Source organism: Streptomyces sp. NPDC039609, assembly GCF_055596705.1.
In genome coordinates this window covers 154,986-167,125 of record NZ_JBVIUJ010000012.1, presented here as the reverse complement: position 1 = coordinate 167,125, position 12,140 = coordinate 154,986, and the positions used below count along the sequence as shown (strand labels likewise).

7 protein-coding genes are annotated in these 12,140 nt (G+C 73.2%); 1 reads left to right on the top strand and 6 read right to left on the bottom strand.

Going from position 1 to position 12,140, the window contains the following annotated elements:
* Positions 1-8: 8 nt before the first annotated feature.
* Positions 9-251, top strand: a complete 243-nt coding sequence (locus tag ACZ561_RS31190; protein ID WP_149547526.1) for a mycoredoxin — start codon at positions 9-11, stop codon at positions 249-251.
* Between the two features lie 79 nt (positions 252-330).
* Here ACZ561_RS31190 and nudC read toward each other — a convergent pair whose 3' ends face one another.
* From nudC to ACZ561_RS31160, 6 genes are all read right to left on the bottom strand, one after another.
* Positions 331-1,317 carry an NAD(+) diphosphatase gene (gene nudC, locus ACZ561_RS31185; protein WP_471001344.1) on the bottom strand — a complete coding sequence of 329 codons (987 nt, stop codon included), beginning with the start codon at positions 1,315-1,317 and terminating at the stop codon, positions 331-333.
* A complete protein-coding gene (locus ACZ561_RS31180) occupies positions 1,314-2,747 on the bottom strand; it encodes a dipeptidase (protein WP_471001341.1) in 1,434 nt (477 codons plus the stop codon). The genes nudC and ACZ561_RS31180 overlap by 4 nt, the downstream gene beginning before the upstream one ends.
* A gap of 10 nt (positions 2,748-2,757) precedes the next feature.
* Positions 2,758-6,264 carry a UvrD-helicase domain-containing protein gene (locus ACZ561_RS31175; protein WP_471001338.1) on the bottom strand — a complete coding sequence of 1,169 codons (3,507 nt, stop codon included), beginning with the start codon at positions 6,262-6,264 and terminating at the stop codon, positions 2,758-2,760.
* 73 nt (positions 6,265-6,337) lie between these two features.
* Complete coding sequence (locus ACZ561_RS31170; RefSeq protein ID WP_471001335.1) at positions 6,338-7,180, bottom strand: hypothetical protein; 843 nt, start codon at positions 7,178-7,180, stop codon at positions 6,338-6,340.
* A gap of 95 nt (positions 7,181-7,275) precedes the next feature.
* Positions 7,276-8,073, bottom strand: a complete 798-nt coding sequence (locus ACZ561_RS31165) for a hypothetical protein (RefSeq protein WP_471001333.1) — start codon at positions 8,071-8,073, stop codon at positions 7,276-7,278.
* A 123-nt stretch (positions 8,074-8,196) separates the two neighbouring features.
* Positions 8,197-11,991, bottom strand: a complete 3,795-nt coding sequence (locus tag ACZ561_RS31160; protein ID WP_471001330.1) for a UvrD-helicase domain-containing protein — start codon at positions 11,989-11,991, stop codon at positions 8,197-8,199.
* Positions 11,992-12,140 lie beyond the last annotated feature (149 nt).

Sequence of the window (12,140 nt, the reverse complement as noted above, 5' to 3'; positions counted from 1 at the left end):
GCCAGGCCATGCAGGGCACTGTGACGATGTACAGCACCACGTGGTGCGGCTACTGCCGTCGGCTGAAGAGCCAGATGGACCGCGAAGGCATCGCGTACACGGAGATCAACATCGAGCAGGACCCCGAGTCGGCGGCGTTCGTGGAGAAGGCCAACGGGGGCAACCAGACCGTCCCGACCGTCCTCTTCGCCGACGGCTCGACGCTGACGAACCCGTCGCTCGCCCAGGTCAAGCAGAAGGTCGGCGTCTGACGCGACGCGCACGCGGACCGAGAAGAGCCCCCGCCCGGTGCTGCCGGGCGGGGGCTCTTTTCAGCCATGGGTGCGGACGTCAGACGACGTCGCCCGGCTTCGGCAGCGGCTTGCCGTACCAGAGCTCGATCAGCCGGGAGGCGATCGAGATGCCGTACGGAGGCAGCACCTCGCCCGACTCGAAGGCGGCGGCCAGCTCCTCACGGGAGAACCAGCGGGCCTCGTGGATCTCCTCGCCGTCCACGTGTATCTCCGAGGAGGTCGCGTGCGCGATGAAGCCCAGCATCAGGCTGGACGGGAAGGGCCACGGCTGGCTGGCGACGTATTCGACCTCGCCGACCGTGACTCCGGCCTCCTCGAAGACCTCGCGGATCACCGCCGTCTCGATCGACTCGCCGGGCTCGACGAAGCCCGCGAGGGTCGAGAAGCGGCCCTCGGGCCAGTGGACCTGGCGGCCGAGCAGGATGCGCTCCTGGTCGTCCGTGACGGCCATGATGACCGCCGGGTCGGTCCGCGGGTAGTGCTCGGCGCCGCAGGCCTGGCAGCGGCGGATGTGGCCGGCGGCCGCGATCACCGTGCGCTCGCCGCAGCGGGAGCAGAAGCGGTGGAGTCGCTGCCAGTTCTCCAGGGCCACGGCGTGCACCATGAGGCCGGCGTCCCGGGGCGAGAGCAGCAGGCCGGCCTCGCGCAGCCCCGCGGGCCGGGCGGACTGGTCCATACGGCCGGGCAGGGCGTCCTTCTGCAGGGCGAAGTAGGAGACGCCGTCGGCGTCCGTGCCCAGGAAGTAGCGGTGGGTCTCGGTGACGGGCGCCTCGAAGGCCGGGGTCATGACGAGCTCGGTACGGCCGTCGGGGGTGTCGTCGATCAGCACCTGACCGCCGGAGACCACGAAGACGCGGGTCGTGGGGTGGCTCCAGGCCGCCGCGAGCCAGGCCTCGTCGAGGCGGTGGTGAGCGGCACGGTCGATGCCGCTCGGGGCGGTGAGCGAGATCGGCCGGTCCGCGAACTGGCTGTTCAAGGTGGACACAGGTACTTCCAACTCCCCCGGATCGTTGTGTGGGTTCATCGCGCGGCTGCGTGGAGTGCGGCGGGCAGGTCGCTCCACAGATGGGCGGTGGTCTCGACGCCCTTGAGGAGAAGATCGAGCTCGATCTTCTCGTTGGGGGCGTGCCAGCCGTCGGACGGCACCGAGATGCCGAGGAACAGCACCGGTGCGCCCAGGACGTCCTGAAGGTCTGCGGCGGGGCCCGAGCCGCCCTCACGGGTGTAGCGGACCTTGGCGCCGTCGAAGGCGCGGCTCATCGCGCCCGCGACCGCCTTGAGGGCCGGGTGGTCGAGCGGGGTGAGGCAGGGCCGGGTCGGGGCGCCGAAGACGATCTCGTACCGGATGCCGGCGGGGACACGGGCGGCGAGCCAGTCCCGTACGGCGAGCTCGATCTTGTCCGGGTCCTGGCCGGCGACCAGTCGGAAGGAGAGCTTCAGCTGGGCGGAGGCGGGGACGATCGTCTTGCCTCCGGGGCCCTGGTAGCCGCCGCCGATGCCGTTGACCTCGGCGGTCGGGCGGGCCCAGACGCGCTCCAGGGTGGAGAAGCCGGCCTCGCCGAGGGTGCCGCGGGACTTGGCGGTGGTCAGCCAGGCCGCCTCGTCGAAGGGCAGCTCGGCGATGAGGGCGCGCTCGGCGTCGGACAGCTCGGTGACACCGTCGTAGAACCCGGGGATCGCGACGCGCTCGTCCTCGTCGTGCAGGGCGGCGACGAGACGACCGGCGACGGCGGCCGGATTGGGCACGGCTCCGCCGAAGGAACCGGAGTGGATGTCCTGGTCGGGGCCGAACAGCTCGATCTCGCAGTCCGCGACGCCGCGCATCCCGGTGCAGACGGTCGGGGTGTCCTCGGACCACATGCCGGTGTCGGAGACGATCACGGCATCGGCGGCGAGCCGGTCCGCGCGGGCCTCGACGAGGGCCCGGAAGTGCGGGGAGCCCGACTCCTCCTCGCCCTCGACGATCAGCTTGAGGTTGACCGCGGGGGCGGTGCGCCCGGTCGCGGCGAGGTGGGCACGGACCCCGAGGGTGTGGAAGAAGACCTGGCCCTTGTCGTCGGCGGCACCGCGCGCGTACATCCGGCCGTCGGTGACGTGCGGCTCGAACGGGTCCGTGTGCCAGCCGTCCTCGCGGGCGGCCGGCTGGACGTCGTGGTGGCCGTAGACGAGCACGGTCGGGGCGTCCGGGTCGTCGGACGGCCACTCGGCGAAGACCGCCGGCGCTCCGTCCGTCTCCCAGACCTCGACCGTCGTGAACCCCGTGTCGGACAGCTTGCCCGCGAGCCACCGGGCACTGCGCCGTACGTCCTCGGCGTGGGCGGGCTGCGCCGACACGGAGGGGATCCGCAGCCAGGCGGCGAGGTCGCCGAGGAAGGCGACGCGGTGCTGCTCGATGTACGTGCGCACGGCCTGGGTACGTACGGTCTGGACGGCGTTGTCCGGGGTCTCGCTCATGCTCCTGAGCCTATCCGGCGTCCGGGGCGGGTCCGTCCGGGGTCGGTCCGCCCAGCAGGATCCCCTCCAGTTCGGCACGGCCGGGGAGTGCCCGGGGCCGTACGACCTCGCCCGTCCGTACGTAGACGAAGGCGGCGGCGACGTCTTCGGGGGCGAGGCCGTGCCGCTCGGCCCAGGCGAGACGGTAGATCGCGAGCTGGAGAGGGTCGGCGGTACGCAGATGGCTGGTCTTCCAGTCGACGATCTCGTACGCGCCGGACTCCGGGTCGCGGTAGACGGCGTCGATCCTGCCGCGGACGACCCGTCCGGCGAGGGAGAGATGGACGGGGACCTCGACGCGGTGCGGGGTGCGGTGGGCGTACGGGGTGAGGGCGAAGGCGTCCTTGAGCGCGTCGAGGTCGCGCTCGTCGACGATCTCCGGTTCGCCGGCGAACTCCTCGCCGCCGGGGAGCTCGTCCGGGCCGAGCATGGGGAGCGGGAGCTCCTCGAACCGTGACTCCACCCACGCGTGGAACCGGGTACCGCGGCGGGCGGCGGGCTGCGGGGGCCGGGGCATGGGCCGGGCCAGGTCCTGGGCGAAGCCGTCGGGGTCGGCGGCGAGGCGGAGGACCTGGGAGGCGGAGAGGTAGGCGGGCAGGAGTACGTCGCGGGTGGTGGCGCGGGCGCGACGGAGTTCGGTGGTGAGGGCGGTGAGGTCGCGGTCCCAGGAGGCGATCGTTCTGGCTTCCTCGGGGGTCGCTCCGACCTCCGGTGACCGGGGCGCGGGGATCCCGTCGGTCGTGGGCTCGTCCGCCGGGGGCTCGTCCGCCGGGGGCTCATCGTCCCAGAACGGGTCCTCGACCCACTGAGGCTCCTCGTCGGGCCAGAGGTCCTCGGGGTCCTGGGGTGCGGGCCCTTGCGCGGGCAGCGCGTCCGTGGGTTGTGCCCACCCACCCCCGGACTCCGTCCGGGGGTGCCCCCACCGCCCCTGCGGAACGAATGCCCACAACTGGGACCGGACCAGCTCAGCCGCCCTCCGGCGGCGCACGAAGGACTCCTCGTCCAGCGGGAGGGGCCAGGCCTGGTCCGCGAGGTGCTCGGTCAGGGTCGGGTTCTCCGCGTCCTTCTCCGGCTCGTCCGCCCATGCCTCGATCTCGCCGAAGCCTGCCGCGCAGTGGTCGTGGAGGGCGTGGAGGAAGTCCGAGGGGCCGCGGGGCTTCTTCTGCGACGGGCCCCACCAGTGGGCTGAGCCCAGGAGGAGGGAGCGGGGGCGGGTGAAGGTCACGTAGCCGAGGCGGAGCTCCTCGGTGTGCTGGTGGTCGCGCATCGCCTCCTTGAAGGTCTTCAGGGAGGCCGCGTCCCAGGTCGTGATCTCGGGCAGCGTCGCCGTGTCGCCGCGCAGGGCGTGCGGCAGCACCTGGGGCTGGGAGGTCCACGACTCGCGGGACCTGGTGCTCGGGAACTGGGCGGAGACCAGGCCGGGCACCGCGACGACATCCCACTCCAGGCCCTTGGACTTGTGGGCGGTGAGGACCTTGACCGTGTTCTCGCCGCCCGGGAGCGCGTTGTCGAGGCCCTTCTCGTACTGCGCGGCCGTACGCAGGAAGCCGAGGAACGCCAGGAGGGTCGCCTCGCCGTCCAGGGAGGCGAAGCCGGCCGCTATGTCGAGGAAGTTCGAGAGGGTCTCGCGGCGCCGGGCGGCGAGGGCGTGCGGGGACGCGGAGAGTTCGACCTCCAGGCCGGTGGTGGCGAGAACCCGGTGCAGCACGTCCATCAGCGGGTCGGCAAGTGAGGAGCGCAGGGTGCGCAGCTCGGCGGCGAGCCGGGCGAAGCGGACGCGGGCCTCGGCGGAGAAGGGCAGGCCGTCGTCCTCGCCGCCGGAGTCGAGGAATGTGTCGAGCGCGTCGGCGAGCGAGATGACCTCGGCGGGGTCGACGCCCTCGACGGCCGCCGCGAGCCGCTGGTCGGCGTCGGCGTCCCCGCCCCGCTCCCGGTGGACCAGCAGCCGGGCGCGGCGGCCGAGGAGGGCCAGGTCGCGCGGGCCGATGCGCCAGCGGGGACCGGTCAGGAGGCGGACCAGGGAGGCGTTCGCCCCGGGGTCCTGGAGGACCTCGCAGACCGCCACCAGGTCGGCGATCTCGGGCAGGTGGAGGAGCCCCGACAGACCGACGACCTCGACCGGTACGTCACGGGCGACCAGGGCGGCCTGGATGGCGGGGAAGTCGGTGGCAGTCCGGCAGAGGACCGCGATCTCGCCGGGCTCCCTGCCCGTGCGGACCAGGTGGGCGAGGGAGTCGGCGAGCCAGTCGATCTCCTCGGCGTGGGTGGGGAGGAGCGCGATCCGTACCGAGCCGTCGCGCTCCGCGCCGGGCGCCGGGCGCAACGCCTCCACGCCCGCGTGCATGGCCCGCAGGGGCGTGGCGAGGCCGTTGGCCAGGTCGAGGAGGCGGCCGCCGCTGCGGCGGTTCTCGGAGAGGGCGTACCGGGTGGCGGGGGTGCCGTCCTCGTACGGGAAGTGCGTCGGGAAGTCGTCCAGGTTGGCGACGGACGCGCCGCGCCAGCCGTAGATCGCCTGGCAGGGGTCGCCGACCGCGGTCACGGCGTGCCCGGTGCCCGAGCCGAACAGGCCGGAGAGCAGCAGCCGCTGGGCGACGGAGGTGTCCTGGTACTCGTCGAGCAGCACGACCCGGAACTCGTCGCGCAGGATGGCGCCGACCTCCGCGCGCGTGGTGGCGAGTTCGGCGGAGCGGGCGATCTGGTCGCCGAAGTCGAGCAGATCGCGGGAGCGTTTGGCCGCGCGGTAGCGGATCACCAGGTCCAGCAGCTCGCGGCGGGCCGCGGCCGTCTCGGGGACCTTGCGCAGATCGGCGTTGGAGAGCTTGGCGCGGGAGAGGGTGTCGAGCAGCTCGGTGTCGTACGCCTTCAGGTCCTCGGGCCGTACGAGATGCTCGGCCAGCTCGGCGTCGAGTGCGAGGAGGTCGCTGACCAGCGTCGGGAACGACTTGGTCAGGGCGGGGTACGGTCCTGGCGCCTCGCGCAGGACCCGCGCGGCGAGCTGATAGCGGGTGGCGTCGGCGAGGAGGCGGGAGGTGGGCTCCAGGCCGATGCGCAGGCCGTGGTCGGTCAGGAGCTGCCCGGCGAAGGCGTGGTACGTGGAGATGCGGGGCTCGCCCGGGGAGTAGTAGGGGTCGGCGGGCACCGCCGTCGTCGAGGGGTGGCGGTCGGGCGACGGGTGGGACGGGGTGATGGCGTCGGGGTCTGTGACGCCCGCGCGGACGAGGGCCGTGCGGACGCGTTCGGCGAGTTCGCCGGCGGCCTTGTTGGTGAAGGTGAGACCGAGGACCTGTTCGGGCGCGACCTGGCCCGTGCCGACCAGCCAGACCACCCGGGCTGCCATGACCGTCGTCTTGCCGGAACCGGCTCCGGCCACGATGACCTGCGGGGCGGGCGGCGCGATGATGCAGGCCGTCTGCTCCGGGGTGAACGGGATGCCGAGGAGCTCCTTGAGCTGCTCGGGGTCGGTGATGCGTGCGGTCACCCCAAAGAGGCTAACGGGGACCACCGACAGCGCCGACCACGGCGGAAGGCGAGCGGACGCGAGCGGGGACGCCTCAGACCGCCGCTGTCGGCGTCCCCTGGTCGAGCTTGGTGAGGTCCACGGTCTCGCCCGCGGGCGGTACGACGACCTTCACCGGCTTGTCGTAGTCGGAGAAGACGAGCGTCCCTGGCTCCTCGCCACCCGTCTTGACCATCCTGAGGATGTAGGGCTTGCCCTCCTGGGAGACGGACACCGTGGTCGTCTCACCGCCGGGCCTCTTCTTCACGAGGGTGGCGACCGGGGTTCCCTCGACCTCGGCGTCCGGTCCGCGGGTCAGACCCCTGCGCTCGCCGTCGTCCTCGTCCAGGTCGGCGAGGAGCTCCTTGAGGTCGCAGACCCCGCTCAGGTCGCCGCTGCCCGCCTGACCGGGGGTGATCTTCAGCCAGCGCCCTTCGAGGAGCTCGATCGTGGGGCCGATCTGGGGCTCCGGTATCCCCTGGGAGGTCATGGAGACCCGCCAGAACCGCTCGTCGCCCTTGATGTACGTGATCCCGTCGGCCTGCCGCAGCTCCGCCGTGCCGCCGCCGATCGTCATCCGTCCGGTGCACTCGCGCTTGTCGTCGACGGCGAGGTCGATGTCCAGCGGCTGTCCGTCCGACTCGACCCGGCCGGTCATCCGGAGAGAGGTCGCGGACTGGGTGGCGGTGACGGCGCGGTCGCCGATCCGGTCGGCGGACTGGCCCTCGAAGGGGTCCGGCGAGGGGCTGGGGGCTGCGGCCTGTACGTACGCCGGTGCGGGAGGCACCTGGGCCCCGGCCGCCGGAGCGGCCCCGACGATCACGGCCGTACAGACGGCCGTCGCACCGGCCGCCACGGTGGCCGTCGCGGTGCGGAGCATTCGACGCTGGGACGCCATGCGAGCCTCCTCGCGGATTCCCCCGTCCACCAGCGTCGCCCCTGTGACGTGCGCCCGCTACTTCGCCGCGGCGGGCGCACGTCGAGGCGGGTGCGTCAGCCGAGCTTCGCCGGGTCCATCACCTGGTCCGCCGGAGGCGCGGTGGCCGTGACGGGCTTGTTGAAGTCGGAGAAGACGAGCGTTCCGGGCTCCTTGCCGCCGGCCTCGACCGACTTGAGGATGAAGGGCTCGCCCTCCTTGGCGACGTACACGGTGTGGGTCTCGCCGTTGCTCTTCTTCTTGATCAGGGTGACGGCGGGGCGGCCGTCGATGTCGGCGTCGGCGCCCTTGGTCATGCCCTTCCGCTCGGACTTGTCCTCGTCCATCTCCTTGATCAGGGCGTTGAGGTCGCACAAGTCGGCCAGTTCGCTCGCGTTGCCGTCGGACATCTTCATCCAGCGGCCCTTGAGGAGCTCGGCCATGGCGTTGCCCTCCTCGGCGGAGGAGCCCTCGCTCTTGGCCATGTTCTGCCAGAACTTGTCGTCACCCTTCATGTACATGACCTTCTCGGCCTGAAGGAGGTCCGCGGTGGCCGTGTCGATGGTCATCTTGCCGACGCAGGCGCCCTTGCTGTCGACGGCGAGGTCGATCTTCATCTGCTCGCCGTCGGCCTTGCTGTCGCCGACCATGCGCAGCGAGGTCGCGCCCTTCATGGCCTTCACGGCCTGGTCGGCGATCGCGTCGGCATCAAGGCCCTTGAACGGGTCGACCGGGGCCTGCGTCGTGGCGGACGCCGCCGGCTCCTTCTTGTCGCCCTTGGCCTTGGTGTCGTCGCCCTTGGAACAGCCCGTCACACCGACGACGGTGGCCGCACAGACCATCGCCGCGACCCAGATCTTCCGGTTGGCCCGCATTTGTGCACTCCTCATGAAATTTCTCTTGACCCCCGGGACAGTCCGACTCCTGTGAGGTCCCCATGGATTCACGGCGGGAAAGTGACTTCGGACACGTCGGACGGCCGGTTCACGAGGAGGCCGTCATTCGACGATGTGGCGGCCCTCGGGCTGCGCGCTGCACGAGGCGCGGAAGGTGCAGTGGGTGCAGTGCTGGCCCGTGCTGGGGGTGAAGCGCTCGTCGAGGACCCGGCCGGCCGCGGTGGCCAGGAGGTCGCCGACCCACTCCCCCGCCAGGGGTTCCTGTGCCTGGACCTTCGGGAGGGTCTCGCCGCCCTCCTTCTTGGGGGCGGGCTGGCGCAGTTGTACGAGTTCGGCGCCGCCGGGGTCGGGGCGGTGGCCGTCGAAGACCTCGTCCAGGGCTCCTTCGCGCACCGCGAGCTGGTACACGGCGAGCTGGGGGTGGTGGGCGACCTCGTCCCTGGTGGGCGCGGACTTGCCGGTCTTGAAGTCGACGACGTAGGCGCGGCCGTGTTCGTCGGTCTCCACGCGGTCCATGGAACCGCGGATCCGGACCTCGTACGCACCGGCTTCGAGGGTCACGTCGAAGTCGTGCTCCGTCGCGGCGGGGGTGCGGCCGCCGCGGTCCATGACGTGCCAGCGCAGGAAGCGTTCCAGCGCCACGCGCGCGTGCTCCTTCTCCTGCGCGGATTTCCAGGGGGCGTCGAAGGCGAGCGCGTCCCAGACCGAGTCCAGGCGGGCCATGAGGACGTCGAGGTCGGCGGGGGTACGGCCGGAGGCGACCTCGTCGGCGAGGACGTGGACGACGTTGCCGAAGCCCTGGGCGGCGGTGGCGGGGGCGTCGGCCTTGACCTCGCGGCCCAGGAACCACTGGAGGGCGCAGGTGTTGGCGAGCTGGTCGAGGGCGGAGCCGGAGAGGGCGACGGGGTGGTCGCGGTCGCGGAGCGGGACCCGGCTGCGGGTGGGCTCGAACAGGCCCCACCAGCGGTCCGGATGAGCGGCCGGGACGAGCGGCTGGCCCTCGTCGTCGGTGAGCGCGGCGAGCTGGGCGAGGCGCTGGGCGGCGGCGTCGCGAAGGGCGTCGGAGGCGGCCGGGTCGACGGTGGTGGCACGCAGTTCGGCGACGAGCGCGGCCACGGCGAGGGGGCGGCGGGGGCGGCCCGGGACGTCCTTGGGCTCGGTGCCGAGTTCGGTGAGGAAGCGGGAGGGCTGGTCGCCGTCGTCGGCGGGGGTCTTGACCGCGGTCACGACGAGCCGGTCGCGGGCGCGGGTGGCGGCGACGTAGAAGAGGCGGCGCTCCTCGGAGAGGAGGGCGCCGGGGGTGAGGGGTTCGGCGAGACCGTCGCGGCCGATGCGGTCGGCTTCGAGGAGGGAGCCTCGGCGGCGCAGGTCGGGCCAGAGGCCCTCCTGGACGCCGGCGACGACGACGAGGCTCCATTCGAGGCCCTTGGCACGGTGGGCGGTCATGAGGCGGACGGCGTCGGGACGGGTCTGGCGCTTCGAGAGGGTGTCGGCGGCGATGTCCTGGGCGTCGAGCTCTTCGAGGAAGTTCAGGGCGCCGCGGCCGCCGACACGGTCCTCGGCGCGGGCGGCGGCCTCGAAGAGGGCGCAGACGGCGTCGAGGTCGCGGTCCGCGTTGCGCCCGGCCGGGCCGCCGCGAAGGGCCGCGCGCTCCAGCCGGCCGGGCCAGGGGGTGCCGTTCCAGAGCAGCCAGAGGGCCTCCTCGGCGGTGCCGCCTGCGGCGAGGCGGTTGCGGGCCTGCCGGAGCAGATCGCCGAGCCGCTTGGCGCCGCGGGCGTACGACTGGTCGTGCGCGACGAGCCGCTCGGGCTCGGCGAGCGCACGGGCGAGGAGTACGTCGGAGGGCGGCGGCACCTGGTTCCCGCCGGCCCGCTCCTCGTCGCGCAGCGCGCGGCCGAGGCGGCGCAGATCGGCGGGGTCCATACCGGCGAGGGGCGAGGCGAGCAGGGTGAGCGCGGTCTCGGTGTCAAACCACGCCCCGCCCCTCTCGTCCCCTTCGGCACCGCCGCCGGAAGCCGGGGGCTCGCCTCCCGGGCCCGTCGTGTCGCCGACGGCGAGGCCCGTCTCCCCAGGGACCGTCTCCCCGGCGCCCGGCTCCACAGCGTCGCCGGACGCGATCGGCTCGGGCGCCGCCTGCTGAGCGACCGCCGGGGTGCTCGGCGAATCGCCGCCCAGCCCGGCGGGCTCCTCGGCTCCGTCGGCGGGCGAGTCGAACGCGGCATCCAGCTCCACGTGGTGGGCCGAGTCACCGGCGACCCCCGCGGGCTCCGCAGCCTCGTCGGCGGGCGAGTCGAACGCGGCATCCAGCTCCACGTGGTGGGCCGAGTCACCGGCGTCCCCCGCGGGCTCCGCAGCCTCGTCGGCGGGCGCGTCGAACGCGGCATCCAGCTCCACGTGGTGGGCCGACTCGCCGGCGTCCCACGCGGGCTCCGCAGCCTCGTCGGCGGACTCCCCCCTGCCCTCGGTCGGCTTCCCGGCGCCATCGCCCGCCGTGTCCCGTCCCGCCGCCCCCGGGGCGGCCGGGTCGTCCGCGCCCGGGGTCGCCGCCGTGCGCAGGGCGAGAAGCAGCGGGGCCACCGCCGGTTCGTGGCGGAGGGGGGTGTCGGCGGTGTCGGTTTCGAGGGGGACGCCGGCCGAGGTGAGTGCGCGGCGGAGGCCCGGGACGGTGGTGGCCGCGCGGACCAGGACGGCCATGTCCTGCCAGGGGACACCGTCCTCCAGGTGGGCGCGGCGCAGGAGGTCGGCGATGTTGTCGGACTCGGTGGAGGCCGTGGGGTACGTGTACACCTCGACCCGGCCGCCCCCGCGGCTCGCCGCCGGCTCGCGGTGGGCACGGACCTTGTCGCCGGGGAGTCGCGGCAGGGGCATCCGCCGGGTGAGTTCGCGTGTCGCGGCGAGCAGCCCCGCGCCCGAGCGGCGGGAGCCCGTCAGGACCCGGACGTCCGACGGCCGGCCGTCGAGCCGCCGGAACGTGTCGGGGAAGTCGAGGATGCCGTTCACATCGGCACCCCGGAACGCGTAGATCGACTGGTCCGGGTCGCCGAAGGCGACCACCGTGCGGCCGCCCCCCGCCAGCGCGCGCAGCAGCCGCACCTGCGCGGGGTCCGTGTCCTGGTACTCGTCCACGAAGACGGCGTCGTAGTCGGGCAGCGTCACGCTCTCCGACAGCAGCACCGCCCGGTGCACGAGCTCCGTGTAGTCGAGGACCCCTTGCAGGTCCAGGACGTCCAGGTACTCCGCCAGGAAGCCGGCCGCCGCCCTCCAGTCGGGGCGCCCCACCCGCTGGGCGAACTCGGCCAGCGCCCTCGGCCCGAGCCCCAGCTCGCGTGAGCGCGCGAGGACGGCCCGTACCTCGTCGGCGAAGCCGCGCGTCGTCAGGCAGGCCCGCAGCTCGTCGGGCCACCGGATCCCCGCGAGCCCCGCCTTCTCCAGGTCGATCTGGCCCGCGAGCAGCTCCCGTACGAACAGGTCCTGCTCCGGTCCCGACAGCAGCCGCAGCGGCTCGGCGAACAGCTCGGCGTCCTGGTGCGCGCGGATCAGGGCGTAGCAGTACGAGTGGAAGGTCGTCGCCTGCGGAGGCCGCGATCCTCCCAGCCGCGCCGCCATCCGGTCGCGCAGCTCCACGGCGGCCTTGCGGCTGAAGGTGAGGACGAGGATCCGCTCCGGGTCCGTTCCCTTCTCGACGCGGGCCGCGACCGCCTCCACCAGCGTCGTCGTCTTGCCGGTGCCCGGTCCGGCGAGGACGAGCATCGGTCCGCCCGCGTGGTCAACCACTTCCCGCTGCGCTGCGTCCAGCAGAGGGGGATCCACCTGGGTCGGGGCAGTACGCACCAGTCGGTACGCGCCCGTGGTCCGCCCCTGGTACGGCGTGCGCCGGGTGGTGGAGGAGGAACTCACGTGGATCGACCGGTCCTGAGCGAAGAGGTGGAGAGGTGTACGGGGCGAACGACGACGTTACGGGAAACAGAGGGTGCCCGAGTCGTACTCCGTACGGGCCTCCGTGCCGCCATCGGGCCGCCCGGCCCGTCCTGCCATGGGCAAAGCTG

Coding starts and splice junctions, on each gene's coding strand:
- ACZ561_RS31190 (WP_149547526.1), top strand. CDS start 9: ATGCAGGGCACTGTGACGATGTACAGCACCACGTGGTGCGGCTACTGC.
- nudC (WP_471001344.1), bottom strand. CDS start 1,317: ATGAACCCACACAACGATCCGGGGGAGTTGGAAGTACCTGTGTCCACC.
- ACZ561_RS31180 (WP_471001341.1), bottom strand. CDS start 2,747: ATGAGCGAGACCCCGGACAACGCCGTCCAGACCGTACGTACCCAGGCC.
- ACZ561_RS31170 (WP_471001335.1), bottom strand. CDS start 7,180: ATGGCGTCCCAGCGTCGAATGCTCCGCACCGCGACGGCCACCGTGGCG.
- ACZ561_RS31165 (WP_471001333.1), bottom strand. CDS start 8,073: ATGCGGGCCAACCGGAAGATCTGGGTCGCGGCGATGGTCTGTGCGGCC.